Annotated in this window: 22 protein-coding genes; 8 read left to right on the top strand and 14 right to left on the bottom strand. The window is 71.3% G+C overall.

Going from position 1 to position 24,975, the window contains the following annotated elements; all coding sequences use genetic code 11:
* The first annotated feature begins 145 nt into the window (after positions 1 to 145).
* Complete coding sequence (locus MT347_RS06290; protein WP_243499226.1) at positions 146 to 733, top strand: histidine phosphatase family protein; 588 nt, start codon at positions 146 to 148, stop codon at positions 731 to 733.
* Positions 734 to 884: 151 nt separating this feature from the next.
* On the opposite strand, the gene MT347_RS06285 is transcribed toward MT347_RS06290, so the two are convergent.
* The 5 genes from MT347_RS06285 to MT347_RS06265 are packed head-to-tail and all read right to left on the bottom strand — an operon-like array spanning position 885 to position 7,204.
* Positions 885 to 1,691, bottom strand: a complete 807-nt coding sequence (locus tag MT347_RS06285; protein ID WP_243499767.1) for a CoA ester lyase — start codon at positions 1,689 to 1,691, stop codon at positions 885 to 887.
* Positions 1,688 to 2,155, bottom strand: coding sequence for a MaoC family dehydratase (locus MT347_RS06280; protein ID WP_243499224.1), 468 nt, complete (start codon positions 2,153 to 2,155; stop codon positions 1,688 to 1,690). Before MT347_RS06280 ends, MT347_RS06285 begins: the two co-directional genes overlap by 4 nt.
* Complete coding sequence (locus MT347_RS06275; RefSeq protein ID WP_308194213.1) at positions 2,152 to 3,327, bottom strand: acyl-CoA dehydrogenase family protein; 1,176 nt, start codon at positions 3,325 to 3,327, stop codon at positions 2,152 to 2,154. Before MT347_RS06275 ends, MT347_RS06280 begins: the two co-directional genes overlap by 4 nt.
* Complete coding sequence (locus MT347_RS06270; protein ID WP_243499222.1) at positions 3,324 to 5,582, bottom strand: biotin carboxylase N-terminal domain-containing protein; 2,259 nt, start codon at positions 5,580 to 5,582, stop codon at positions 3,324 to 3,326. The genes MT347_RS06275 and MT347_RS06270 overlap by 4 nt, the downstream gene beginning before the upstream one ends.
* Positions 5,583 to 5,596: 14 nt before the next feature.
* A complete protein-coding gene (locus tag MT347_RS06265) occupies positions 5,597 to 7,204 on the bottom strand; it encodes a carboxyl transferase domain-containing protein (protein WP_243499220.1) in 1,608 nt (535 codons plus the stop codon).
* Between the two features lie 94 nt (positions 7,205 to 7,298).
* Between MT347_RS06265 and MT347_RS06260 the strand changes: the two genes are divergently transcribed.
* Positions 7,299 to 8,123 carry a TetR/AcrR family transcriptional regulator gene (locus tag MT347_RS06260; RefSeq protein WP_243499218.1) on the top strand — a complete coding sequence of 275 codons (825 nt, stop codon included), beginning with the start codon at positions 7,299 to 7,301 and terminating at the stop codon, positions 8,121 to 8,123.
* 372 nt (positions 8,124 to 8,495) lie between these two features.
* On the opposite strand, the gene MT347_RS06255 is transcribed toward MT347_RS06260, so the two are convergent.
* Genes MT347_RS06255 through pdhA form a run of 3 tightly spaced genes read right to left on the bottom strand, consistent with a single transcriptional unit; the run spans position 8,496 to position 12,123 of the window.
* Positions 8,496 to 9,953, bottom strand: a complete 1,458-nt coding sequence (locus tag MT347_RS06255; RefSeq protein ID WP_243499216.1) for a dihydrolipoamide acetyltransferase family protein — start codon at positions 9,951 to 9,953, stop codon at positions 8,496 to 8,498.
* Positions 9,950 to 10,978, bottom strand: a complete 1,029-nt coding sequence (locus MT347_RS06250; RefSeq protein ID WP_243499214.1) for an alpha-ketoacid dehydrogenase subunit beta — start codon at positions 10,976 to 10,978, stop codon at positions 9,950 to 9,952. Before MT347_RS06250 ends, MT347_RS06255 begins: the two co-directional genes overlap by 4 nt.
* On the bottom strand, positions 10,975 to 12,123 hold the full coding sequence (gene pdhA, locus MT347_RS06245; RefSeq protein ID WP_243499212.1) for a pyruvate dehydrogenase (acetyl-transferring) E1 component subunit alpha: 1,149 nt from the start codon (positions 12,121 to 12,123) through the stop codon (positions 10,975 to 10,977). Before pdhA ends, MT347_RS06250 begins: the two co-directional genes overlap by 4 nt.
* 176 nt (positions 12,124 to 12,299) lie before the next feature.
* Between pdhA and MT347_RS06240 the strand changes: the two genes are divergently transcribed.
* Positions 12,300 to 12,773: an Lrp/AsnC family transcriptional regulator gene (locus tag MT347_RS06240; protein WP_243499210.1), complete on the top strand. Its 474-nt coding sequence runs from the start codon at positions 12,300 to 12,302 to the stop codon at positions 12,771 to 12,773.
* Between the two features lie 271 nt (positions 12,774 to 13,044).
* Here MT347_RS06240 and MT347_RS06235 read toward each other — a convergent pair whose 3' ends face one another.
* Complete coding sequence (locus tag MT347_RS06235; protein WP_243499208.1) at positions 13,045 to 14,037, bottom strand: DMT family transporter; 993 nt, start codon at positions 14,035 to 14,037, stop codon at positions 13,045 to 13,047.
* Positions 14,038 to 14,109: 72 nt separating this feature from the next.
* Between MT347_RS06235 and MT347_RS06230 the strand changes: the two genes are divergently transcribed.
* Complete coding sequence (locus tag MT347_RS06230) at positions 14,110 to 14,685, top strand: CGNR zinc finger domain-containing protein (RefSeq protein ID WP_243499206.1); 576 nt, start codon at positions 14,110 to 14,112, stop codon at positions 14,683 to 14,685.
* A gap of 135 nt (positions 14,686 to 14,820) precedes the next feature.
* Here MT347_RS06230 and MT347_RS06225 read toward each other — a convergent pair whose 3' ends face one another.
* Positions 14,821 to 15,693, bottom strand: coding sequence for an alpha/beta fold hydrolase (locus MT347_RS06225; protein ID WP_243499204.1), 873 nt, complete (start codon positions 15,691 to 15,693; stop codon positions 14,821 to 14,823).
* A gap of 258 nt (positions 15,694 to 15,951) precedes the next feature.
* Here MT347_RS06225 and MT347_RS06220 point away from each other — a divergent pair, with 258 nt between their 5' ends.
* From MT347_RS06220 to MT347_RS06210, 3 genes are all read left to right on the top strand, one after another.
* A complete protein-coding gene (locus MT347_RS06220) occupies positions 15,952 to 16,686 on the top strand; it encodes an exonuclease domain-containing protein (RefSeq protein ID WP_243499202.1) in 735 nt (244 codons plus the stop codon).
* Positions 16,687 to 16,851: 165 nt separating this feature from the next.
* Positions 16,852 to 19,251, top strand: a complete 2,400-nt coding sequence (locus MT347_RS06215; protein ID WP_243499200.1) for a M1 family metallopeptidase — start codon at positions 16,852 to 16,854, stop codon at positions 19,249 to 19,251.
* Positions 19,252 to 19,370: 119 nt separating this feature from the next.
* Positions 19,371 to 20,948, top strand: coding sequence for an HNH endonuclease signature motif containing protein (locus MT347_RS06210; RefSeq protein ID WP_243499198.1), 1,578 nt, complete (start codon positions 19,371 to 19,373; stop codon positions 20,946 to 20,948).
* Positions 20,949 to 21,129: 181 nt separating this feature from the next.
* Here MT347_RS06210 and MT347_RS06205 read toward each other — a convergent pair whose 3' ends face one another.
* Positions 21,130 to 21,504: an MmcQ/YjbR family DNA-binding protein gene (locus MT347_RS06205; protein WP_243499196.1), complete on the bottom strand. Its 375-nt coding sequence runs from the start codon at positions 21,502 to 21,504 to the stop codon at positions 21,130 to 21,132.
* A 343-nt stretch (positions 21,505 to 21,847) separates the two neighbouring features.
* Positions 21,848 to 22,306 (bottom strand): GNAT family N-acetyltransferase, encoded by a 459-nt coding sequence (locus MT347_RS06200; protein ID WP_243499194.1) that lies wholly within the window; start codon positions 22,304 to 22,306, stop codon positions 21,848 to 21,850.
* Positions 22,307 to 22,557: 251 nt separating this feature from the next.
* Here MT347_RS06200 and MT347_RS06195 point away from each other — a divergent pair, with 251 nt between their 5' ends.
* Complete coding sequence (locus MT347_RS06195) at positions 22,558 to 23,382, top strand: carbon-nitrogen hydrolase family protein (protein ID WP_243499192.1); 825 nt, start codon at positions 22,558 to 22,560, stop codon at positions 23,380 to 23,382.
* Positions 23,383 to 23,635: 253 nt separating this feature from the next.
* Here MT347_RS06195 and MT347_RS06190 read toward each other — a convergent pair whose 3' ends face one another.
* Both MT347_RS06190 and MT347_RS06185 read right to left on the bottom strand, forming a co-directional pair.
* The gene (locus tag MT347_RS06190; protein WP_055955082.1) at positions 23,636 to 23,887 is read right to left on the bottom strand and encodes a type B 50S ribosomal protein L31; all 252 of its coding nucleotides are present in this window, start codon (positions 23,885 to 23,887) and stop codon (positions 23,636 to 23,638) included.
* Between the two features lie 219 nt (positions 23,888 to 24,106).
* Positions 24,107 to 24,889 carry an ABC transporter ATP-binding protein gene (locus tag MT347_RS06185; RefSeq protein WP_243499190.1) on the bottom strand — a complete coding sequence of 261 codons (783 nt, stop codon included), beginning with the start codon at positions 24,887 to 24,889 and terminating at the stop codon, positions 24,107 to 24,109.
* Positions 24,890 to 24,975: the final 86 nt, after the last annotated feature.

The raw sequence follows: 24,975 nt of genomic DNA, 5'->3' as shown, positions 1-24,975 counted from the left end.
ACGTGGGGTGAGCGGAGGACCACAACCCTTCCCGGCATCCTCCCCTCGCTGCATCTCCTCCGCTCCGCACCACCGGTGCGAACCCGCGAGGGAGGCCAGCCGCGGGGCCGGACCGACGAATGCCGCGCTCGGTTAGGCTCGGACGGTGACGATCCTGACCCTTGTACGACACGGTGAGACCGACTGGAACTCCGGGGGCCGCATCCAGGGCTCGACGGACATCCCCCTCAACGACACCGGCCGCGGCCAGGCGCGCGAGGTGGCCGATCGCCTCGCAAGCGAGTACGCGGGCCGCGAGGTCGTCATCGTCTCGAGCGATCTGTCGCGCGCGGCCGAGACCGCCGACCTGATCGCCGCGGCTCTGGGAACGACGGTCAGCCACCGGATGCCGGGACTGCAGGAGCGGTCGTATGGCGACGCCGAAGGCATGGACGTCCTGACTTTCGCCGAGGCCTACGGACCCTGGCACGTCGCCGAGGTCCCGAACGCCGAGTCGTGGCCGAGGGTGCGCGAGCGGGCGCTCGCCGCGCTCGCCGAGGCCGTGGCATCCGCCCCCGAGGGCGTCGACGTGATCGCGGTCGCGCACGGTGCCCTGATCCGCGAAGTCATCATGTACGCCACCGACGGGGCGTTCCCCCGCGAGGGCGAGCGTCTGCCGAACTGCTCGGCGACCACGTTCCGTCTCGACGGCGACGCGTGGGAGATGCTCGCGTACGCGGGCGTCGCGAGCTAGGCCCGAGGGCTACACCCCCGCCCCGGGCGTCGCGAGCTAAGCCCGACAGCTACACCCCCGCCCCGGGCGGACTCAGCCCTCACGACGCTTTGTCCCCGGCCGGCACCGCCCTCGCGACGCTCCCTCCCCGGACCCGCACCGCCCCGCGACGCTACTCCCCCGCCCGCGCCACCACCGACCGCGCGTGACGGAGGATCGGCTCGTCGATCATGCGTCCCTCGTAACGGAACACCCCGCGCTCGCCCTCCGCGGCCGCGAGCACGCCCCGTGCCCACGCGACATCGGCGGGCACCGGTGCGTACGCCGCACGGATCGTCTCCACCTGCCCCGGGTGGATGCACGCGGTGGCGGCGAAGCCGGAAGCCGCGGCATCCCGTGCCTCCGCCGCGAGCCCGTCGAGGTCGGCGATGTCGACGTGCACGGCGTCGATCGCCCGCTTTCCGAACGCACCCGCGGCCAGCAGCACGCGGGCGCGAGCCAGCCGGGCGACGTCCCGGTATCCGCCGTCGGGGAAGCGGCTCGACGTGCCGCCGAGGCTGGCGACCAGGTCTTCCGCGCCCCACATCAGCGCCTCCACCTGCGGCAGCTCGGCGAGGACTTTCGCGAAGAGCACTCCCCGCGCGGTCTCGCACAGGGCGATCACCGCGTACTCCGACAGGTCGGCGAGGGATGCCGGATCCTCCGCCTTGGCGACCATCACCGTGCGTACGCGGGTCTGCGCCAGGGCGGCGAGGTCCCGCGCGAAGTCGGGCGTGGTGGGAGCGTTCACGCGGACGATGACGCGGGCCGGGTCGGGATCGGCGGCGACCAGGGCGTCCCGCGCGGCCGATTTGGCATCCGGAGAGACGGCATCCTCGAGATCGAGGATCGCGGCGTCCGCCCGCTCGAGAGCCTTCGACAGCCGCTCCGGCCGGTCACCGGGGACGAACAACAGGGCGGGGCCGAGCGTGAAGGTCACCGCGAACCGTCCGTCGCCCACACCAGCACCGTGCGGGTGGCGGTGACGACCATCTCGTCGTTCTGCGAGCAGCCCGTGTGCGCGAGCACGACGACCCCCTGCCCCGGACGGGATGCCGACGGCCGCACCGAGATCACCTCCGTCTGGGCCGTGAGGGTGTCGCCGACGAAGAGCGGCGCGGGGAAACTCACATCGGTCAAGCCGAGCTGCGCGACGAGCGTTCCCTGCGTGAGCTGCGTGACCGAGAGCCCGATGAGCGTCGACAGCGTCCACATCGAGTTCACCAGCGGTCGGCCGAACGGCTGGCCCGCCGAGAAGGCGGCATCCAGGTGGAGTGCCTGGGTGTTCATCGTGAGGGTGGTGAACAGCACGTTGTCGGCGTCGGTGACGGTGCGACCTGGCCGGTGCGCGTACCTCTCTCCGACGACGAACTCCTCCAGATACAGGCCCCGCTGCTCGATCATGCGGCAACGGTACCGGTGAGCCCGAGCGCGCGCGAGATCACCATGAGCTGCACCTCGGTCGTGCCCTCGCCGATCTCGAGGATCTTCGAGTCGCGGTAGTGCCGGGCGACGGGGTATTCGTTGATAAAGCCGTTGCCCCCGAACACCTGTGTCGCGTCGCGTGCGTTGGCCATTGCGGCGTCGCTCGCCGTCATCTTGGCGACGGCGGCATCCACCGTGAACGGCTTCCCCGCGTCGCACAGGCGCGCGGCGTGCACCCACGCGAGGCGGGCGGTGTGGACGCGGGCGTGCATGCGCGCGAGCAGGAACTGCATGCTCTGCCGCGTCGACAGGCGCTCGCCGAAGACCGTGCGGCTGCGTGCGTATTCGACGGCCGCCTCGAGGCATCCCTCCGCGGCTCCCGTCGCGAGGGCCGCGATCGCGACGCGCCCCTCGTCGAGGGTGCGCAGGAAGTTCTGGAAGCCACGACCGCGTTCGCCGAGCAGGTTCGCCGCGGGCACCCGCACGCCGTCGAAGGTGAGCGGGTGGGTGTCGGAGGCGTTCCAGCCGACCTTGTCGTAGGCGGGTCCCACGGTGAAGCCCGGGGTGCCGTTCGGCACGATGATCGTCGAGATCTCGGGGCGGTCGCCGGTACGACCGGTGACGGCCGTGACCGTGACGAAACGGGTGATGTCGGTGCCCGAGTTGGTGATGAACTGCTTCGACCCGTCGATCACCCATTCCTCGCCCTCGAGCCGCGCGGTCGTGCGGGTGGCGCCGGCGTCACTGCCCGCCTCGGCTTCGGTCAAGCCGAACCCGGCGAGCGCGCGACCGGCGACGAGATCGGGGAGGTATTCGGCCTTCTGCGCCTCGGTGCCGTAGCGGTAGACGGGCATGGCGCCGAGGCCCACACCGGCCTCGAGGGTGATGGCGAGCGACTGGTCGACGCGGGCGATGCCCTCGATCGCGACGCAGAGGCTGGCGTAGTCGCCGCCCTGCCCGCCGACCTCCTCCGGGAAGGGCAGGCCGAACAGCCCCAGCTCGCCCATCTGCGCGACGATGTCCAGCGGCAGCTCGTGCGCGCGGTCGGCCTCGTAGGAGCGGGGCGCGATCACCTCGTCGGCGAACTCGCGCACCATCGCGCCGAGCTCGCGCTCGTCATCGGTGAAGGACTGCTGGCTGTCGATGCTCACGGGAGTGTCTCCTTGTGGGATGGGATGGATGCCGGGACACCGGCGGGATCGCCCGGCTCGGCGAGGGTGGGGGTTCCGGTCCCTTCGACACGCTCAGGGACCTCGGACTCCGGCACAGGGACCTCGGACTCCGGCACAGGGACCTCGGACTCCGGCACAGGGACCTCGGACTCCGGCTCACGGACGTCGGACTCCGGCTGAGAGACCTCGGACTCCGGTTCAGAGCCATCGGACTCCGGCTCAGGCAGCTGGGCGTCTCGCTCCGGGATTCCGGCCTGTCGGTCGGCGGGCCGGGGAGTCACCGTCGCGACCACCGCATCGCGCGCGACCTGGGCGCCCGCGGCGACCCGTAGCCGCACCGTCCCCGCGTGGGGAGCGATCACGGTGTGCTCCATCTTCATGGCCTCGATCGTGACGAGCCGGGCTCCCGCCTCGACCACCTCGCCCTCGACCGCGTGCACGGCGACGACGGTGCCGGGGAGCGGCGCGACCAGGTCGGGGTCGACGGCTCCCGGAACGCGTCCGGCGCTCGCGCGACGGCGAGCTGCGGCCTCCCGCCGCGACAGCAGACGCAGGCGGTGCGCCAGCCCATCGGCGTGCACCCAGTACTCACCGGGCTCGCCGTCCGCGACGACGACGCGCGGCGGCTCATCGCCCTCGGGCAGCGGCACCGTGTGCCCGCGGCCCGCGTCATCCTCGAGGTGCACGGTGCGCGCGGGTACCGCTCCCCCGGCACGCCACGCGCCCACCCGGCCCCAGACCGAGCCGCCGGTCGGGGTTTCGGCATCCGCGATCCTCCCCGCACGCGCTGCGACCGCCGCGAGCGCCGTTGCGCTCGGCTCCGGCACCTCGGGCGTGCCGCGCCGGTCGAGCAGCCCCGTGTCGAGGTCGCCCGCGCGCACGGCGGGGTCGGCGAGCAGGGCGCGCAGGTCGGCGATGTTCGTGTCGACGCCGAGCACGACGGTGTCGGCGAGGGCGGCGTCGAGCCGGGCCAGTGCCGTCTCCCGATCGGGCCCGTGCGCGATGACCTTCGCGATCAGGGGGTCGTAGTGCGCGGTGATCACGCCGCCGGTTTCGACCGCACTGTCGACGCGGGCGGCTCCCGGATGCCAGTGGGTCACCGTCCCGATCGCGGGCAGGTATCCGCGCGAGGGGGTCTCGGCGTACACCCGCGCCTCGATCGCGTGTCCGTCGAGGTGGATCTCGGGCAGGTCGAGCGCGAGTCCGGCGGCTGTGCGCAGTTGCTGCTCGACGAGGTCGACGCCCGTGACGAGCTCGGTCACCGGGTGCTCGACCTGCAGGCGCGTGTTCATCTCGATGAAGAAGGGCTCGTCGAGGCGGTCTCCGGCGACGAGGAACTCCACGGTCCCGGCTCCGAGGTAGCCGACGCTGCGGGCGGCGGCGACGGCGGCCGCACCGAGGCGTGCGCGGGTTTCGGCTTCCACCACCGACGAGGGGGCCTCCTCGATCACCTTCTGGTGCCGCCGTTGCAGGGTGCACTCGCGCTCCCCGAGAGACAGGGTCGTGCCGTGTGCGTCGGCGAGCACCTGCACCTCGATGTGCCGGGGCCGCTCGAGCAGGCGTTCCAGCAGCAGGGTGTCGTCACCGAACGCAGCGACGGCCACGCGGCGGGCGGTCGCGAGCGCATCGACGAGGTCGTCGGGGCCGGTGGCGATCGTCATCCCCTTGCCTCCGCCTCCCGCGGACGGCTTCACCAGCAGCGGGTATCCGGTCTGCCCCGCCCGCGCGGCGATCTCGGCGTCGGACAGCCCGACGGCCGAGAACCCCGGCACCGTCGGCACCCCGTGGGCGGCGACGTGCTGCTTCGCACGGATCTTGTCGCCCATCACCTCGAGCGCCTCGACCCCCGGGCCGACGAAGACGATCCCGGCGGCGGCGCACGCGCGGGCGAACCCGGCGTTCTCGCTGAGGAACCCGTAGCCCGGGTGCACGGCATCCGCTCCCGAGGACACCGCCGCAGCGACCACGGCGTCGACGTCGAGGTACGAGGGCACCCGCACGGCACGGTCGGCCTCGCGGGCGTGGACCGCTCCGGCGTCGGCATCGGTGTACACGGCGACCGAGCGGATGCCGAGCCGCCGGAGCGTGCGGAACACCCGGCGCGCGATCTCGCCGCGGTTGGCCACGAGCACGGCGTCGAAAGGGCGCCGGCCGCGACGAGGCGCCGAGGCGGGCTTGAGCACCGCCGCGGGCACGGGCACAGGTACTGCCGCGGGGGCGGGAGCACCGGACATCGCGTTCACGCCGATCACATCCGGAAGAGGCCGAAGCCCCGGTCGGCGAGCGGCACACGGCTCACGACGTCGAGGGCGAGCCCGAGCATCGTCCGGGTGTCGGCGGGGTCGATCACGCCGTCGTCCCAGAGTCGGGCGGTGGCGTAGTACGGACTGCCCTGCTCCTCGTACCGCTCGCGGATGGGCTTCTGGAACGCCCGGTCGTCGGCATCCGTCCATTCCTGCCCTCTCGCGGCGCGCTGATCGCGCGTGACGGTGGAGAGCACGGATGCCGCCTGGGCGCCGCCCATGACCGAGATGCGACTCGCGGGCCAGGTCCACAGGAACCGCGGGTCGTAGGCGCGCCCGCACATGGCGTAGTTGCCCGCACCGTAGGAGCCGCCGACGAGGACGGTGAGCTTGGGGACGCGGGTGGTGGCGACGGCGGTGACCATCTTGGCGCCGTCCTTGGCGATGCCGCCGGCCTCGGCATCCCGACCCACCATGAAGCCGGTGATGTTCTGCAGGAACAGCAGGGGGATGCCGCGCTGGTCGGCCAGCTCGATGAAGTGCGCGGCCTTCAGGGCGGACTCGCTGAAGAGCACGCCTTCGTTGGCGATGACGGCGACGGGGTGGCCGTGCAGGCGCGCGAAGGTCGTGATGACGGTCTCGCCGTAGAGGGCCTTGAATTCATGCAGCGACCCCGCGTCGACGAGGGTGTCGATGATCGCGCGCATGTCGACGGGCTGCGAGACGTCGGTGGGGACGATGTCGTAGAGATCCTCGGGCGCGCGGACCGGAGGCGTCTCCTCGACCACGTCCCACACCGGCGCGGGCGTCGGCGGAAGGGTGGCGACGATGTCTCGCACGATCTCGAGGGCGTGCTCGTCGTCGTCGGCGAGGTGGTCGACCACGCCCGAGCGGCGGGCGTGCAGGTCTCCCCCGCCGAGTTGTTCGGCGGTGACGTCTTCGCCGATCGCGGCCTTCACCAGGGGTGGCCCGCCCAGGAACACCGTGCCCTGGTTCCGAACGATCACGCTCTCGTCGCTCATGGCCGGAACGTAGGCGCCGCCGGCGGTGCACGACCCCATCACGGCGGCGATCTGCGCAACGCCGGCGGCCGAGAGCTGCGCCTGGTTGCGGAAGATGCGGCCGAAGTGGTCGCGGTCGGGGAAGACCTCGTCCTGCAGCGGCAGGAACGCCCCGCCCGAGTCGACGAGGTACACGCACGGCAGGCGGTTCTCCAGCGCGATCTCCTGCGCACGCAGGTGCTTCTTGACCGTGAGGGGGAAGTACGCGCCGCCCTTCACGGTGGCGTCGTTGGCGACGGCCATGACGTGTCGCCCGTGCACGAGCCCGATCCCGGCGACGACGCCCGCGGCGGGGGCTCCGCCGTCGTACAGGCCGTGGGCGGCGAGCGGAGCGACCTCGAGGAAGGGGCTCCCCTCGTCGAGGAGCCGGTCGATGCGTTCGCGCGCGAGGAGCTTTCCGCGGGCCGCGTGGCGTTCACGGGCAGCGTCCGAGCCGCCGCGGGCGGTGCGGGCGAGGAGGTCGCGCAGATCCTCCGCGAGGTTCCGCTGGGTCGCGGCGGGTCCTCGCTGGTCGGTGGCCGGGGGTGTTCCGATGACCGGTGCTGTGCTCATGGCGGCTCCGTCTCGGGCCCGCATCGTCGACGAGCCCGCAAGGTTCAGTTAATGTAGACTAACTGAGAACCCAGGCTAACTCGACAGGATGCCGATGACAAGAGCGCGCGACGAGCCCCCGGCCGCGACCATCCGACGCACCGGCGCGGGCACCGAGGAGTCACGTGCGGCCGCGACGCATGCCGCGCCATCCGCTCCGGCGGCGGCGACCGGCACCTCTCGCGATCGTGCGAAGGCCGAGCGTCGCACCGCCCTTCTCGCGGCCGCCGCACGCCTGTTCGCCGAGCGCGGCTTCGACGGAGTCACCCTCGAAGACATCGGTGCCGCCGTCGGGGTGAGTGGCCCCGCGGTCTACCGGCACGTCGCCGGAAAGCAGGCCCTGCTCGGCGCGATCCTCGTCGACGTCAGCGAGCGCCTGCTCGCCGGCGGCCGCGCGGCCACCGACGTCGCCCGGGGCGCCGGAACAACAGCGGATGCCGACCCCTCCACCCCCGACGCGAGCACAACCGCGGATGCCGGCGCCGACACGCCGTCCCGGCAACCCGCCGACCGGCGTGTCGACGAGTCCCCCCGCCGTCCTGCACACCCCGCAGCCGCTCCCCTCCGCGCCCTCGTCGAGTTCCACGTCGCTTTCGCGCTCGCCGAAGCCTCCGTCATCCGGGTTCAGGACCGCGACCTCGACCGCCTCTCCCCCGACGACCGCCGCACCGTGCGCGACCTGCAGAACGCCTACGTCGAGGTGTGGACCGAGGCGCTCGCGCGGGAGTTCCCGGATGCCGAGACCCCGGCCGAGCGACGGGTGCGGGCGCTCGCGTGCTTCGGGCTCATCAACTCCACACCTCACAGCGTCCGCGGTGTCCCCGCCGCCCGCGTGCGCCCCACGCTGACGCGCATGGCCCTCGCTGCGTTGACGGCCTGACCCCCGCGCCGGCCCAGCCCTACGCGCCACACGGGATCACCCCGAGTGCGTCCGGATCCCCGACCCGCGGGCCGGCCCGGCCCTACGCGCCGCGCGAAATCACCCCGCGTGCGTCCGGAGTCCCGATCCGCGAACCGGTCCGGCCCTATCCGCCACACGGGCCCACCCCGCGTGCATCGGAACGCCGGGAGCCCGGCTCCACCCCGGCGTCCGCCCGGGTTCGGCGAGCGCACCCACACGCCCGCCCGAGAACCCGGGCGCACCCCCACGTGCGTCCGGGCTCCCGGAGCATCCGGCATTTCGCGGTATTCGGGGCGCCCGGGCGACGACTCCCCCGGCACCCGGTCGCTCTCGCGCGCGGCGCGAGGTCGGTCAGCGCAGCAGCATGGCCCTCCCGGGTTCGCGCAGCACCCCGGCCACGTCGGTGAGGAAGCGCGCCGCCTCCGCCCCGTCGACCAACCGGTGGTCGAACGAGAGGCTGAGAGTGACGACGTCGCGGAGGGCGATCTCGCCGTGGTGCTCCCACGGCGTGCGGCGTACCGCGCCGACGGCGAGGATCCCCGCCTCGCCCGGGTTCAGGATGGGGGTTCCGGCATCCACTCCGAAGACCCCGACGTTGGTGATCGAGAACGTTCCTCCGGTCATCGCGGCGGGTGGGGTGCGGCCGGCGCGGGCGGTGGCGGCGAGCTCGGCGATCGCGTCGGCGAGCTCGACGAGCGGGAGTCGGTCGGCATCCGGGATAAGGGGCACGACGAGACCGCGGTCGGTCGCGGCGGCGATGCCCAAGGTCACGTAGTGGTGCTCGACGATCTCGCCGGCGGCCTCGTCCCAGCGGGCGTTCAACGCGGGCGTGCGACCGAGGGCGAGGCACACCGCCTTCGCGACGATCGCCAGCACACCGATGCGGTGCCCGTCGAGGGCCCGATCGTGCTTCAGGGATGCCAGCAGCTCGGTCGTCGCGGTCACGTCGAGCGTGAGGAACGTCGTCGCGTGCGGCGCGGTGAAGGCGCTGCGCACCATCGCGGCCGCCGTGTGCTTGCGCACGCCGCGGATGGGCGTGCGGGTGACGCGGTGTTCGGCCGGGGGGACCGTCGACACGGGTTCGTTCGCGAGGAGCTCGTCGGGCGACGGCATCGTCGTCACGGGGACAGGTGCCGCAGGCCCGCGCTCCGCGTACTCCTCCACGTGCGCGCGCGTCACCGCCTCACCCGGGTGAGCCGCGGCGACGAGCACGAGGTCGATGCCGTGATCCTTCGCGTACTTGCGCACCGGCGGCGTGGAGCGCGGACGCTCCAGCGGGAGGTCGATCGGGCCGGTCCGCAGCACGTCGTGGGGAGCCGCCTCGCGCACCGCGTGGTCGCTGTCGATGGTCGGGGTCGCCGAGCCGCGCGCGCGCCGGCGCGGGCGGTTTCCCGACGAGGGCGCCGCCCCGTACCCGACGAGGTTCGGCGTCGCGCGGGTGGCGATGCCGTCGGCGGCGGTGTCCCCCGGCTCCTCGAAGACGGCTTCGACCGCGCGTCCCTGTGCGGCGGCGGCGCCGAGCTGCGCCGCATCGAGGTGAGAGGCGGGCACCGGGCTGTCGGCATCCGCCCCCTCCACCGCGAACGACACCAGGGGTGAGCCGACCGCGACGACGTCACCGGCCGCCGCGTGCAGTCCCTGCACGGTGCCGGCGTAGGGCGAGGGGATCTCGACGATCGCCTTCGCCGTCTCGACCTCGGCGATGGTCTGGTTGAGGGTGACCTCGTCGCCCTCCGATACGAGCCAGTGCACGATCTCGGCCTCGGGTAGCCCCTCGCCGAGGTCAGGGAGCAGGAACTCGGCGATCATCGGACGCCTCCCTCGATCGTCGCGGCAGCCGGTGCCGCGGTGCCCCGCTCGAGCACCCGGTCCACCGCGTGCAGGATCCGATCCAGATCCGGCACGTGGTGTTTCTCGAGCTTCGACGGCGGATAGGGGATGTCGTGCCCGGTCACCCGGGCCGGCGGCGCCTCCAGGTACTCGAAGCACTGCTCGGTGATGCTCGCGACCAGCTCCGCCCCCAGGCCCGCTTCGCGAGCGGCTTCGTGGGTGACGACGACCCGTCCGGTCTTGCGGACGGACGCCGCGACGGTGTTCATGTCGAGGGGCGAGAGCGATCGCAGGTCGATGACTTCGAGCGAGAGACCCTCGTCTTCCGCGGCGAGCGCGGCATCCAGGGCCGTCCGCACCTGGGCGCCGTAGGTGACGATCGTCGCGTCGGTGCCCTCGCGGGCGACGCGCGCGAGGTGCATCGGCGGAGCATCGGCGAGGTCGATGTCCACATCGACCTCCGCCTTCGAGTGGTAGAGCCGCTTCGGCTCGAAGAAGATGACCGGATCGTCGGATGCCACGGCCTGCCGCAGCATCACGTAGGCGTCCTGCGGATTGCTGGCCGCGACGACCCGCAAACCGGCTGTGTGCACGAAGTACGCCTCGGGCGACTCGGAGTGGTGCTCGGCGGCACCGACGCCTCCCGCCCACGGAATGCGGATGACGAGCGGCATCCGGATGCGACCGCTGCTGCGGTAGTGCAGCTTCGCCACCTGGCACACGATCTGGTCGAACGCGGGGTAGACGAAGCCGTCGAACTGGATCTCGACGACGGGCCGGTAGCCGCGGAGCGCGAGTCCCACGGCCGTGCCGACGATGCCCGCTTCGGCGAGGGGGGTGTCGATGACGCGCTCGGCACCGAAGCGCCGCTGCAGACCGTCGGTGACGCGGAAGACGCCGCCGAGCTTGCCGATGTCCTCGCCCATCAGCAGCACGCGATCGTCGTCCTGCATCGCCCGGGCGAGCCCGGCGCCGATCGCTCCGCCCAGAGTCAGAGAGGTCATCGCGCGTCCTCCTGATCGAATCCGGCGAGGTAGGCGGCGTACTCCGCCTTCTGCCTCTCCAGCGGGCCGTGCGGCTCCGCGTAGACGTGGTCGAACAGGGTCTCCGGCGCACGTGTGGTGGCGCCGATGCAGGCCGCGCGCACCTCGATGGCGAGAGCGTCGGCGGCCCGGGCGACCTCGTCGAGACCGCCGTCGTCGAGCACGCCCTCGGCGCGCAGGTACGCCTCGAGCCGTGCGATGGGGTCGCGGCGCGTCCACGCCTCGACCTCGTCGGCGTCGCGGTAGCGGGTGGGGTCGTCACTGGTGGTGTGCGGACCCATGCGGTAGGTCACCGCCTCGATGAACGAGGGTCCCTCACCGCGCCGGGCGCGGTCGAGCGCCCAGCGCATCGCGGCGACGCACGCGAGGGCGTCGTTGCCGTCGACGCGCATGCTCGGGATGCCGAAACCCGGCGCCCGACCCGCGAGGGGGAAGGTCGACTGCACGGTGACGGGCTCCGAGATCGCCCACTGGTTGTTGGTGCACACGAACACGACGGGGGCGCCGAAGGACGACGCGAACACCATCGCCTCGTTCACGTCACCCTGGCTGGTGGCGCCGTCTCCGAAGTACGCGACGGCGACATCGGTCGACCCGTCGCGCTGCGCGCCCATCGCCCAACCGGTCGCGTGCAGAGATTGGGCTCCGATGATGATCTGGGGTGGCGCGGCGTTGATGGTCGTGTGGTCGTAGGCCGAGTGCTCCTCGCCGCGCCAGGCGAGCACGTAGTCGGCGGGCTGCGCCCCGCGACCGAGAAGGACACCGTGCTCGCGGTAGCTGGGGAAGACGAAGTCGCCGGGGGCGAGCGCGTGGGCCGTCCCGACCTGCGTGGCCTCCTGACCGCGGCACGGCGCCCAGAGCGCGAGCTGACCCTGGCGCTGCAGGGCGACGCCCTCGGCATCCAGGCGGCGGGTGAGGACCATGTCGCGGTGGAGGGCGCGCAGCTCGTGCGGGGAGAGGTCGGCGATCCAGGGGTCGAGCGCGGCGTCGGCAACGCGCGTGCCGTCGGGCTCGAGAACGCGCGCGACGTCGTCCACGTCGCTGGCGTGCTCGGGGTCTCCGCGGTCGGCGGCTCCGTGATCCGGCGTGGTCTGGGTGTACGTCATCGTGTTCCCTCCAGGTGCGACCGGGGCTCCTCGTGAGAGCCGCGGCGGTCCGGGTGCCGGCAGCGGTGCCGACGAGCGCGACGGTACGCGCGGAATGCAGCCCGCTCAAGACCTCGTCGTCATATTGAGCACAGTGCCCATTGCGCTCGGCCTCGACACTGCTAATGTTTCGCAGCATGAGCAAGCTCGACGCGGTCGACCTCGACCTCCTCCGCGCCCTGTCCGCTGATCCGCGCGCCACCGTCGTCGCGCTCGCCGAGAAGCTCGGACTCTCGCGCAACACCGTCCAGGCGCGCATGAGCCGCCTCGAGCGCGGCGGCGTCTTCCTGTCGTTCGAGCGCACGTTGTCGGCCGAGGCGCTCGGGTTCCCCATCGAGGCGTTTCTGCAGGTGACGGTGCGCCAGGCCGAGCTGCCGACGATCCGCGAACACCTCGCGAAGGTGCCCGAGGTGCTGCAGGCGCACGGCCTGAGCGGTCAGGTCGACCTGCTCGTGCGTGTCGCCTGTCGCGACACGCAGCACCTGTTCGACACCGACGCGCGGATCCTGGCGATCGAGGGCGTCGAACGCACCGAGACGTCGCTGGTGATGGGCGAGGTGATCGGCTACCGCGTCGGTCCGTTGATGGCGCTCGCCCGCGACGACGTCTAGCGAGCACCCGTCGTGCCCGTACCCGTCGTGCCCGCACCCGCTCCGGGGCCTCGGGGACCGTACCCCGACCCCGGGGCGCACCGCGGCCTCGAGCCCGCGCCGAGGTCCCTGGTCCTGCCCTGAGCTCCCCGAGCCCGCACCGAGTTCCCTGAGCCTGCCCTGAGCTCCCCGAGCCCGCACCGAGGTCCCTGAGCCTGCCCTGAGCTCCCCGAGCCCGCACCGAGGTCCCTGAGCCTGTCGAAGGGACCGGGCCCCGCAGCCCTCTCCCGCGCTACGGAGCCGGCACCACCGCGATACTCGAGGTCTCGGTCTTCTGCTCCGCCGGGCTCGCGGCATCCATCTTCACCAGCACGACTCCGACGAGGACCAACGCCCCGCCCACGAACTGGATCGGCGCGGGAGCTTCCCCGAGCAGCAGCCAGGCGAAGCCCAGGGCGAAGAGCACCTCGCTGAGCCCCACGAACGACGCCAGACGCGAGCCGATGAGCGGAACGGCGATCACCCCGAGCGCGTAGCCGAGGGTGGTCGCCACCGCGCCCACCCACAGCAGGGGCAGGATGCCGGGAACCTCGAACCCCGCAAGCGACACCGTGATCGAGGGGGCGGCGAAGGGCAGGATGCCGCTGCCCACCAGCAGCGCCATGACCAGCGTTCCGGTGAGCAGGCCACCGGCGGCGAGGGCGAGCGGCGGAAGGTCGTCGCCGGCGCGTCCGGCGATGACGAAGTAGGCGGCCGCGCACACCGCGGCGCAGAGGGCGAAGACGGTGCCCAGTAGGTCGAAGCGTGCACCGCTGATGTCGACGACGAGCACCAGCCCCGCCATCGCCACGACCGAGCCGATCAGCACGGCTTTCGAGGGGGCGCGACGCGTGCGCACCCACACGGCGAGCACGAGCAGCACCGGCGCGATGTTCTGGATCAGCAGGGCCACGGCCACCGGCATCCGCTGCATGGCCGCGAAGTAGAACAGCTGGCATCCGGCCACGGCGGTCAGTCCGAACGCGAGGATCAGCAGGCCGTGGCGGCGCAGGAATCCCGGCTGCCGGCGGATGGCCAGGACCAGCGCGGGCGAGAGCAGCAGAGCGGCGACGCCCATGCGCACGAGCAGGACGGTGCCGAGCGACCAGCCGCCGTCGAGCAGCGGCTTGACGAACGGCCCGCTGGACGAGAACGCCAGCGCCGAGGAGACGGCGATGAGCAGTCCGGTGACGGCTCCGGATCCGTGGCGGGTGGCGTGAGGGAGGGTGAGGGACGACGTGGTCATGCGAAGCCTGCTGTCAGGAGTGAAGAGCGTTTACACTCGTGACAGTACGGCCCCCACCTGTCAGGAGTCAACATGGTCTTCATTCGTGACACCGAACTGGTGCTGCGCGCCGCCGTCGAATTGGTGAACACGCTGCCGCAGACCGACGTGAGCGGGGTCGACACGCTGGCCGAGGTCGCCGATCTCGAGGCGTTCACCGACCGGCACGGCTACACCGGCTCGCGCACCCGCGACGCGCGCGAGCTCGCCGCCGTACGCGGCATCCGCCCCCGTCTGCTGGAGCTGTGGAGCGCCGATCGCGACGGAGCCGTGCCGCTGGTCAACGCCATGCTCGCCGACGGGCGAGCGCTTCCGCAGCTCGTGCGCCACGACGGTCTCGACTGGCACATCCACGCGAGCGATCCCGCTGATCCACTGGCGACACGCATCCTGGTGGAGTCCGCGCTGGCGTTCGTCGACGTCATCCGCGCCGACGAGTACGCGCGGGTGCGCGTCTGCGACGCCGACGACTGCCACGGCGTCTACGTCGACTTCTCGAAGAACGGCTCGAAGCGGTACTGCGACGCCGGCAACTGCGGCAACCGCATGAACGTCAACGCGTACCGGAAGCGCAAGGCGGGGGCGCCGGCCGAAGAAGCGTCGGACTGAGAGGCGCCGACCCGGCCGCGCGAAGGGGATCTGCGTCAGCGCGCACCGACAGCGAGCGTGCCCGAGTCAGCGCGGCCGGTGTGCCCGGGTCCCGCGCGATTTCCGAACCTTCCGTGCACTCGGGGGCGTCCCACCTCAACCCACGAACCCCCGGATCGCGGAAGCCGCGGCCTCCGGCGTCTCATAGTGGATCAGATGCCCCACCGCGGGGATCTCGACCAGTTCGGCGTCGGCGAACAGGGTGGCCAGGTGACGCTCCGCCTCGATGGGGGTGATGTCGTCTTTCTCGGCGGCGATGAGGAGCGTCGGCTGCGTGATGCGCGGCGCGAACTCCCGCACGTCGTGCGACACGCTCGTCACGAACGCCTCGTGCAGCACGTCGCGGTCGGCGAAGCGGGAAAAATACTCGTCGTGCTGTTCGTGAACGAACCGCCGCAGATCCGGGTCGCGGGTCTTGGCCATGGCATTGCTCATGACGCGGACGATGAGCGCGTTCCGCAGCAGAGCGTCGCCGAGCGGCCGCGGCAGCTTCGCCCCGGCCAGGTAGTAGAACACCGCGAGTCGGGTCAGGATGCCGCGCGGCCCCTCGAGAGCCGGCGCGCCGATGGGGTTGACCAGGATGAGCTTCGGGGTGGACAACCCGTCGGCCACCGCCGCGGCCGACACGATCGATCCGAACGAGTGGCCGAGCACGACGGCACCCGGGCTCACCGCCTCCACGAAGGAGCGCAGCCATTCGGCGTACGTGTCGAGGTCGTGCGCCCGACCCGTGAGGGGCGGAGTCTCACCGAAGCCCGGCAGATCGGGCGAGATGACCCGGATGCCACGGAGATGTGCGACGACAGGGTCGAGCCCATGGTGCTCGCCGCGGAATCCGTGCACCGCGACGATCGTCGTCTCACTGTCGTCGTCGCCGTACACCCAGTAGGCGGTGGTCCCCCCGAGCACCGGGATCTCGCGACGCTCGACGGGGATCGCAGCGAGCAGGTCGGCGTAGGGGTTCGGCATGGGGTCGAGTCTAGGAGGGGCCTCCGACATCGGCCTATGACGACGAGTCCGCGCCCCGGGGGCACCTCGGCATCCCCTCGCAGCCCTGCGGTGCTCGCGGGCCGCCCGCGCCTCGGCGCGCGTCCTACGCAGCGTTTCCGCCCTCCGACCGCGCCGCGAGGCATCCACCCCTCCTCCCCCGTGCACCGCCCTCCCGGCATCCGTCCGCGGTCTGCGCGCCTCGACGGCGATGTCGGACCCTCGATCTACGGTGACCCCATGACCACGTGGCAGGCCGAGCCGCTCTCCCTCTTCCAGACGCCCGAGTGGGCGCGCCTGATCGGCGTGTTCGATCTCGAGACCACCGGGATCGACGTCGGGAACGACCGGATCGTCACCGCGCACGTCGGCGTCCTCGATGCCGACGGCAACGTCGTCGACGCGCGCGACTGGCTGGCCGACCCCGGCGTCGTGATCCCCGACGGGGCTGCCGCGATCCACGGCATCACGACCGAGCGGGCGCGGGCCGAGGGCGCCCCCGCGCCGCGCGTGGTCGCCGAGGTCGTCGACGCCCTCGAAGCCCTGTTCGCCGCCGGCATCCCGGTCGTGGCCTACAACGCACCGTTCGACTTCTCTCTGCTGAAGAACGAGGCCGTGCGTCACGGCGTCGCCCCGATCGCCGCGCCCTCCCCGGTCATCGACCCTCTGGTCGTCGACAAGACGTTCGACCGCTACCGTCGGGGCAAGCGAACGCTCTCCGTCGTCGCCGAGCATTACGCCGTTCCCCTCGAGTCGGCTCATGAGGCCTGCGCCGACGCCGTCGCGGCGGGCCGTCTCGCCCTGGCACTCGCCGAGCGATTCGGCCCCTGGCTGCCTCCCACTCTCGACGAACTCCACACCCGTCAGATCGCCTGGGCGCGCGCGCAGGCGGCGAGCCTCACCGAGTACTTCGTCAAGATCGGTCGGCTCGATGCCGCAGCTCCGGCGATCGATGGGGCATGGCCGATCCGTTGAGGTCGCCCCGAAGGATGCCCCGGAGCGTCGGCATCCTCCTCTCGGCATCTTCGGTGACAGATCCCGTCCTCGTCCGACACCCTCACGAAACGTGAGGCCCCTACGGTGGCGGTGACCGCCTCGGCGCCGACCTCACGAGCGACGGTGCCGAATCTCCCCGAACGGATGACAGAACACATGCGCCACGAACCGACAGCGACGCTCCCGCGCCGTCTCGCATTCCGCCGCTTTCTCCTCGCCGTCGGCGCGGCCGTGCTCGCGGCGGGACTCGTCTCCTCCGCGGTGGCGCCCGCGCAAGCGGACGACGCCGTCGACGGCGCGCGCACGGCGGGAGACGCGATGTTCCCGAACGTCGGCAACGGCGGCTACGACGCCCTCGACTACGACATCGACATCGCGTGGACCCCGGATGCCGTGCAGACGGGCCAGGTCGTGGCGGGCAGCCTCGTCGCGACCTCGACGATGACGGCCCGTGCCGCAGCTCCCCTGCGCACCTTCTCGCTCGACTTCGAGGGGCTCGCGGTCGACGCCGTCACCGTGAACGGAACCCCCGCGGCGTGGCAGCGCGACATCGACGCGGGAGACATCGAATACAAGCTGATCGTCACGCCGGCCACTCCCGTCAGCGGGGAGTTCTCCGTGTCGGTCGCCTACCACGGCGTCCCGGAGGCGCACGTCGACGCGGACGGGTCGTACGAGGGGTGGAACGCCACCACCGACGGTGCGACGATGCTCGGTCAACCCATCGGCAACATGACCGGCTTCCCGCACAACAACACCCCCGGCGACAAAGCGACTTACTCGATCTCGGTCGACGTGCCCACGACCCTTACGGATTCGACAGGAGCGGGAGCGGCCCCGGCCGCCGCGGTGAGCAACGGCGAACTGATCTCGAAGACCCCGTCGAGCGACGGCACCCGCACGAGGTGGCAGTGGCAGCAGACGAAGCAGATGGCATCCGAATTGGTGATCATCTCGATCGGACGCTACGACGTCATCGAGTCGACGGTCGCACTGCGTGATGGCAGCACGATCCCCGCCTGGTCGTTCGTCGACTCCACCCTCCCCGCCGGCGACAAGGCGACCGTGACCACCGCGGTCGACGAGCTCGGGCCGATCATCCGCAACCTGGAGTCGATCTACGGCCCCTATCCCGGCCGGAGCGCCGGCGTCGTCGTCGACCAGGTCCCGAGCGGCATCAACTACGCCCTGGAGACCCAGGACCGGTCGTTCTTCCCGTCCCGGATCGGTTTCAGCACCCTCGTCCACGAGCTCGCGCACCAGTGGTACGGCAACAACGTCTCCCCCACGACGTGGACCGACATCTGGGTCGCCGAGGGCATGGCCACCTGGTCCGAGAGCTTCTACGCCGGCAGCGACGGGTTCGGTGCAGGCACCTCGTCGCGCGACGCGCAATTCGGCGCCTGGAACAGCACCCCCGCCGGTGACGGCAGCTGGAGCATCGCCCCGGGCGCTCAGACCGACTCCGCGACGCTTTACGGATACCAGACGTACGACCGCTCGGCACAGTTCTGGGCCGCCCTCCGCGTCGCGATCGGCGACGATGCGTTCTTCACGCTCGTGGCGCAGTGGCAGGGCACCTTCGGGGGCACGAGTAGGACCGGCGCCGACCTGCGCGCCCTCGCCGAGGACGTCTCGGGTCGCGACCTGACCGCGTTCTATCAGGACTGGATCCTGGATGCCGACAAGCCGGCGTGGCCCGACCAGTTCGACCTGTCCCTCACCACGGGCGCGACGGCACCCCTCGAGCGCGGAACCTCCGCGAGCTACACCCTCCGCGCGGAGAACACCGGACTTGTGCCGCTCGCCTCCTCGACCGCAACGCTCGGCCTCTCCGGCATCCTGAATCGCGCCTCAATCGACGTGGCCACCCTTCCCGCCGGCCTGAGCGTGACCGGTGACAAGCTGGTCTGGACCATCCCCGCCACCGATCCCGGCGTGACCGCCGCGGTGACCTTCGAGGTCTCGGTCGACGACGACGCGTCGGGTGGCGCCCTCTCCACCGAAGCCGTGACGAGCCTGGGCGGGACGTGCGCGGTCTGCGCGAGCACTCTCGCGGTGCAGGAGTACCCGGTGGACGCGCAGGCTCCCGTGATCACCGGCAGCACCGCGGTCGGCTCGACACTCACGGCGACGACTCCCGGGTGGACCGCCGACACCACCTTCACCTACTCCTGGGCGATCGACGGAACGTCTGTCCCGGATGCCACCGCCTCGAGGTTCACGATCCCGCCCGGCACCGAGGGACGTTCGGTGACGGTGACCGTCACCGGATCGCTCACCGGGTACCTCGACCAGACGCGCACGAGTGCGGCGTTCGGTCCCGTCATCGCGGCGACCGTCCTCCCCGGTGCTCCTTCGCCGTCCCCGTCGGCGACGACCCCGGTTCCCGCCCGCGGGCAGCTCGGCATGACCGGAACGGAGGCGCCGGTCGCGGCGCTCCTGTGGGCGACCGGCGCACTGATTGCGGGTGCCGCCCTGTCGGTGGCGACCGCGCGACGACGCCGGGTCGCGCGGATCCGACACGCTCTGATTCGCAGGTGACGAAACGCCCTCGCCTCCTCGATTCCCGGGGCGGGGGCGGTTCGTCGTGGAGAGGGTGCGTAGTGGCGAGACGCCCCGCCTTCCGACCCGATGTCGGAGGTCCCCGATACCGTTCAGCCATGACCCGAACCGCACGTCCCGCAGATCGGCCGACGCCGGTGTTCCGGGCGTGCGATGGAGCGCCGTGGCCGACCCATGACGAGCTCGATCCGGATGCCGAGTGGGCAGCACGTCGCGAGAGCGGCGACGTCGAGTGGTGGACCGCCGACGAGCCAGAGCCCGCCGATGGTGAGCCCCTGTCCGAGGTGGAGCCTCTGCCCGACTCTCGTGACGGCTCGGGGTACGCGGCATCCGACCTCGACGCGCGACTCGGGCATCTCGAGTCCGTCGTCAGCGAGCGCCAGCGGGCCACGGCCGAGGAGTACCGGCTGATCCTCTCGGTCCTCGACGACGCCGCATTCGATCCCGCACCCTGGATGGGACCTGACCCCACTCTCGACCGCGCGTGGCATGACGCCCGCGGCCGCACGCCCCGAGCCGTCCAGCGCGACCGCGTCGAGCTGGCGGAACGTGCCGCCGTTGCGGAGATCGCCGTGCGGCTGCATCTGTCGGAGCAGACCGTGCGAACGCGCGCCGCGCATGCACGCACACTTGTCGGCGGCTGCCCGCAGCTCTGGGCAGCGTTCGGCGACGGTCGCATCTCCGAGAAGCATGCCGTCGACGCCGCGCGCCTGGCAGCGACCCTCCCCGCGGGCGACACGGCCGCCTTCCACCGCTTCGACGACGAAGCGTGCACCCGGGCGCAGGTCCTTCCGCCCGCGAAGTTCGCCGTCGCCGCGCGGGCGGTGCGCGAGCGCGTTCACGCCGAGTCGCTAGAGTCGCGGCACCGTCGCGCCGCGGGCGACCGTGGAGTGTGGCTGACGCCGGAACTCGACGGTATGGCCACGATTCACGCGCTCCTGCCTGCCGATCGCGCGAAAGCGGTCATGTCCCGTCTCGATCGGGCGGCGCGTCACCTCCGGGCGTGCGCCGATGAGGATCGCACGCTGATGCAGCTGCGGGCGGACGCCTTCGCCGACCTCGTCACGATGACGAGCGACGACGGGCCGGTTTCGGCCGAGGGTCGCAGCAAGGCCGACGAAGCGCTGGCCGCCGACGACGCGCCGGCGGCTGACATGCCGACCCCGAATGCAATCTCGACTCCGCGTACCTTCCGCGGGGGTCCACCGGCGACGGTCGTCGTCACTGTTCCCGCGCTCACGCTTCTCGGGCGCGACACCGAGCCGGCGACTCTCGAGGGCTACGGCCCGATCGACCTCGACACCGCACGGCGACTGGCGGGCACGGCGACGTCATGGATCCGGCTCCTCACGCATCCCGTCACCGGTGCCCCGCTCGTGCTCAATCGCTCGACCTACCGTGTGCCCGTCGCCCTGCGGCGCTGGCTCGGCGTCACCTCGCCCGCCTGCGTCTTCCCCGGGTGCGGCCGCGCCGCTCGAGATTGCGACATCGATCACCGAACCGCGTGGGCCGACGGCGGCCCCACCGACGACGACAACCTCGACCCGAAGTGCCGACATCATCACCGCCTGCGTCACGAAACGCGATGGACCCCCACTCGCGATCCTGGCTCAGGCGCCCTGAGCTGGACCTCGCCGCTGGGTGGCCGGTACGACACCGATGCGCCCCCGTTCTGACACCGCTCGCCCGCGTCGGGCTTCGTCGTACGTTCTCCTCATGTCCGACGTCTCACGCGCCGGACTCTCGCCCCGCATGTGTGGCGCGCCGGAATGCTCCGGCCGTGGCTCGGCCGCGTCCGCCGTTCCGTACGACCCCCGTTTCCGCCTTCCTCCCGCGGTGCTCTTCCCCCGCTTCCGTTCACCCTTCGTCGAGTGACCGCACCAAGCGGGCCGGAGCCGTCACGCGATACGAGGCGTCGATCAACTCGGCCGCCTCGTCAGGGTCGACCGCGTCGAGCTCGACGCCGATCCACCCCTTCGGGCCGAGATAGGCGGGGACGAAGTACCGCGGGTCCTCGCGGTACGCGGGAGCGTCATTCGGGTCGGGCTTGACCAGCACGGCATGATCGTGCGCCACCCACGACCCGTCGATGCGCTCGCTTCCGCCGAAGAAGCAGAAGGAACGTCGGACGAAGAAGTTCGGCCGACCGTGACTGATCCGTTCAGAAGCCTCGGGGTAGGCAAGACACACCGCACGGACCCAGATCAGGGCCTCATCGTGTTCGTCGAACATGCGCGGGTGCTCCACTCAGTCATGCTGTCACGGGCAGCGACATCGAACCAGACCCGTCGGCGAGAGCGCGCTCGCGCGCTCGTCCGCTCAAGCATTCCGTCGCCCCAGTCCAACGACCGCTCGCGCACTCGGGCGCTTCAGCTCTCGGCCACTCGTGCCCCCCTGCGAGCCTCCGTTGGCGGGGTACGGACGTTCGGCAGACCACGAGCCCGCTTCCCAACGCAGCGCGCCACCGCCGCTCACCGGTTCATCCCGGCTCACCCACCGCTCCGACGTTCTACGCCATGCTTCGCGACGTCGCCCTCCATTGGCCGCACGCGAACTCGATTGATGCCTGAGCGGATCAGATCGCCGTGAGAGCGCGCGACCACGCGAACTCACGCTCCAGCTGCCCTGTCTGCTGGAAAAGCCGCACCTGATGGGTGTCTGCCAGCGCCTCGGTGAGCTGGTCGTTAGCGACGGACTCGAAACCCAGTTTCCGCCAGAACGGGCCAGATCGGCGACTGAACAGCCACGCCCTGTTCGCGCCCTCTTCCACAGCCCGATCGAGCGCGAATCTCGCTAGGCCACCGCCGCGCCCGCGACTACGCTGCATCGGGCTGACGGCAACGCTCCGGATGAGTGCGTGGTGACCATCGCCGCTGATCTCATACCCGGTGCTGCCGACGATCACCCCCGCCTCGTCCCGGTCGAGCCACAACCGCACGCTCGGCGCATCCAGGCCGCTCAGCGTGAGATCTGCGTCTCTGAGGAACGCTGTCAGCGCCTCGACATCCGCAGGCTTGTATCGCTCTAGATCCACCCGTCGAGTCAACCATTCACGGCCGTCCGGACTCGACGAGAGACATCGGCCATACCCATCTCGCGCGCACCCCTATCTACCCATCCTGGCTCGATCACGCAGATTGACTCGCCTGCCCCGCGCCGCTCACCGGGCGCCGCCCTCCCCGCGCTCGAACCCGCGGTGTCGCCAGCGCACCGGTTCACCCCCTCCAGGCGACCACGGGTCCCCGGTACACGACGTTACGATCCACACCCTGACAAGCTGTCCCCGTGACCGTCCGCATCGCCAGCGTCCAGGCCGAGGCCGTCCCCGGTGCCGTAGAGCACAACGTTGCCCGCGCCGCGCGCTTCGTCGCGGACAGCTCGGCCGCCGCCGCCGATGTCGTCCTCTTCCCCGAGGCTTTCCTCACCGGGTACGACAAGACCGTGTTCGCGGGCGTGCTCCCGCACCTCGAGCACCGCACCTGGCTGCAGCCGCTGCAAACCGCCGTGGACGAGACCGGCGTGACCGCAGTCGTGAACACCGCCCTCCAGGCCGGCGAACACCGCACCCTCACCGACCTCCTGATCGTCCCCGGCCGACGCCCGCACCCTGCCTACGCCAAGCAGCACCTCCATGCGCCCGAACGGGAGATCTTCACCCCAGGGACGCGCGGCTACTCTTTCGGGGTCGGCGACCTCCGCTTCGCGCTGTCGGTCTGCTACGACGCGAACTTCCCCGAGCACGCCGCCGCTGCGGCCGCCGCAGGCGCGACCGTCTATCTCAACAGTGGGGCCTACTTTCCTGGTGGAGAACGCCGTCGCGACCTGCACCTGGCCGCGCGCGCCCTCGACAACGGCATGTACGTCGTCTACAGCGGCCTCGTCGGCGCCCCGAGCGACTTCATCGGTGGCTCGGCGGTCTTCGACCCCCTGGGCCGCCGCATTGCCGACGTCACCGAGCGGGAGGGACTGGCGATCGCCGAGATCGACCCCGCCCTCGTGGACGAAGCTCGCCGCGACCAGCGCATGTGGAGCGACCGGCGAACAGACCTCGGAGCCTACGAACGCTCAGCCTCTCTCTCGCGGCGTCACTCCCCCACAGCCTCCGCCTGACGTAGCGTCACCGACGTGGGGCCCCTCGACGCAACATGCTTCTGCTGCAGTTCCCTCCGACGCAGTTCCCCCCGCGGCAGATCCCACGACGCAACGTCCCTACACAGGGATCCCAACCGCAGCGCCTCCTGCCGCGGAATTCCCTACGGCGCCATCCCTGACGAGGCGTTGCCCACCGCCGTCTCTCCCGACCACCAACGAAAAGCCCCCCGTCCCGAGGGACGAGGGGCTCTCGCAGCGGAACCGCTGAGGATCAACGACCGCCGAAGTTCTTGAAGCGCTGGTTGAACTTCTCGACACGACCGGCCGAGTCCATGATGCGCTGCTTGCCCGTGTAGAACGGGTGCGAAGCCGACGAGATCTCCACGTCGATGACGGGGTACTCCACGCCGTCGAGCTCGATCGTCTTGTCGCTGGAGACGGTCGAACGGGTGAGGAACGTGTCGCCCGAGCCGAGGTCGCGGAACACGACGGCCTTGTACGTGGGGTGGGTGTCAGTCTTCATGGGAGGTCCTTTGAGAAGTGGTGTCCTGGATTCTGCCAGGACGTCAAAGTCTGCGGCGCCGGAGGCACCAACAGGGGAGTCTACCAGGCCGGGGTTCGAACGGCGGCCAGGGCTGTCCACCGCCCCACGGGGGCGCATCTCCGACGACGGCATCACCACGCTGTCATGCCGCTCCCTCAGCGCCCCCGGTGGGACCGCCGCGCGTCACACCATCGAGCGTCACACCGCCCGCGCGGCGTACCGACCACCCTCGTGGGTGAGCGTGATCTCGAGACCGAAGGTCGCCGTGAGATTCTCTGCCGTCAGCGCCACCTCGAGAGGACCGGATGCGACGACATCCCCGTCGCGCAGCAGCAGCACGTGCGTGAACCCGATGGGGATCTCTTCGACGTGGTGCGTGACCATGACCATCGCGGGCGTCGTCGGCGCCTGCGCATAGCCGGACAGCAGGCCCAGAAGCTCTTCGCGTGCACCGAGATCGAGGCTGGCCGTGGGTTCGTCGAGCAACAACAGCTCGGGGTCGGTCATGACGGCGCGAGCGATCTGCACGCGCTTCTGCTCCCCGTCGCTCAGCGTCCCGAAGGTGCGGTCGGCGAGGTGGTCGAGCTTCCACTCGGCCAGCACACGCAGCGCACGACGCTCGTCGATGTCGTCGTAATCCTCACGCCACCGACCGACCACCGAGAACGCCGCCGTCAGCACGATGTCGAGCACGGTCTCTTCCGCCGGCACGCGCCGAGCCATCGCCGACGAGGCGAAGCCGATGCGAGGACGCAACTCGAACACGTCGGTACGACCGAGCCGTTCGCCGAGGATCGTCACGGCACCCGACGTGGGGTGCAGCAGGGTGTCCGCGAGCTGCAGAACGGTGGTCTTGCCGGCACCGTTCGGACCGAGCACCACCCAGCGCTCGTCATCCGAGACCGTCCAATCGAGGTGGGACACGATGTCCCGACCGTTGCGGCGGACGACGACATCGGAGAACTCGAGCACCTGCGGCATAGAGCTAGCCTAGCCGCGCGACACCGCCACCCATGCGAGACGCGGTCGCTCTGGGGAGAGCCCCAGCGCATCTCACTCCGAGGGCC

This window comes from Microbacterium sp. VKM Ac-2923 (genome assembly GCF_022815605.1).
Classification (GTDB): Bacteria; Actinomycetota; Actinomycetes; order Actinomycetales; family Microbacteriaceae; genus Microbacterium.
Note: the sequence above shows the minus strand (reverse complement) of the source record. Positions and strands in the feature narration are given on the sequence as shown.

What these genes read in the sequence shown, in the direction of transcription:
- MT347_RS06280 (WP_243499224.1), bottom strand. Translation starts at nt 2,155, where the DNA reads ATGATCGAGCAGCGGGGCCTGTATCTGGAGGAGTTCGTCGTCGGAGAG.
- MT347_RS06270 (WP_243499222.1), bottom strand. Translation starts at nt 5,582, where the DNA reads ATGTCCGGTGCTCCCGCCCCCGCGGCAGTACCTGTGCCCGTGCCCGCG.
- MT347_RS06265 (WP_243499220.1), bottom strand. Translation starts at nt 7,204, where the DNA reads ATGAGCACAGCACCGGTCATCGGAACACCCCCGGCCACCGACCAGCGA.
- MT347_RS06260 (WP_243499218.1), top strand. Translation starts at nt 7,299, where the DNA reads ATGACAAGAGCGCGCGACGAGCCCCCGGCCGCGACCATCCGACGCACC.
- MT347_RS06255 (WP_243499216.1), bottom strand. Translation starts at nt 9,953, where the DNA reads ATGATCGCCGAGTTCCTGCTCCCTGACCTCGGCGAGGGGCTACCCGAG.
- MT347_RS06250 (WP_243499214.1), bottom strand. Translation starts at nt 10,978, where the DNA reads ATGACCTCTCTGACTCTGGGCGGAGCGATCGGCGCCGGGCTCGCCCGG.
- pdhA (WP_243499212.1), bottom strand. Translation starts at nt 12,123, where the DNA reads ATGACGTACACCCAGACCACGCCGGATCACGGAGCCGCCGACCGCGGA.
- MT347_RS06240 (WP_243499210.1), top strand. Translation starts at nt 12,300, where the DNA reads ATGAGCAAGCTCGACGCGGTCGACCTCGACCTCCTCCGCGCCCTGTCC.
- MT347_RS06235 (WP_243499208.1), bottom strand. Translation starts at nt 14,037, where the DNA reads ATGACCACGTCGTCCCTCACCCTCCCTCACGCCACCCGCCACGGATCC.
- MT347_RS06230 (WP_243499206.1), top strand. Translation starts at nt 14,110, where the DNA reads ATGGTCTTCATTCGTGACACCGAACTGGTGCTGCGCGCCGCCGTCGAA.
- MT347_RS06225 (WP_243499204.1), bottom strand. Translation starts at nt 15,693, where the DNA reads ATGCCGAACCCCTACGCCGACCTGCTCGCTGCGATCCCCGTCGAGCGT.
- MT347_RS06220 (WP_243499202.1), top strand. Translation starts at nt 15,952, where the DNA reads ATGACCACGTGGCAGGCCGAGCCGCTCTCCCTCTTCCAGACGCCCGAG.
- MT347_RS06215 (WP_243499200.1), top strand. Translation starts at nt 16,852, where the DNA reads ATGACAGAACACATGCGCCACGAACCGACAGCGACGCTCCCGCGCCGT.
- MT347_RS06210 (WP_243499198.1), top strand. Translation starts at nt 19,371, where the DNA reads ATGACCCGAACCGCACGTCCCGCAGATCGGCCGACGCCGGTGTTCCGG.
- MT347_RS06205 (WP_243499196.1), bottom strand. Translation starts at nt 21,504, where the DNA reads ATGTTCGACGAACACGATGAGGCCCTGATCTGGGTCCGTGCGGTGTGT.
- MT347_RS06190 (WP_055955082.1), bottom strand. Translation starts at nt 23,887, where the DNA reads ATGAAGACTGACACCCACCCCACGTACAAGGCCGTCGTGTTCCGCGAC.
- MT347_RS06185 (WP_243499190.1), bottom strand. Translation starts at nt 24,889, where the DNA reads ATGCCGCAGGTGCTCGAGTTCTCCGATGTCGTCGTCCGCCGCAACGGT.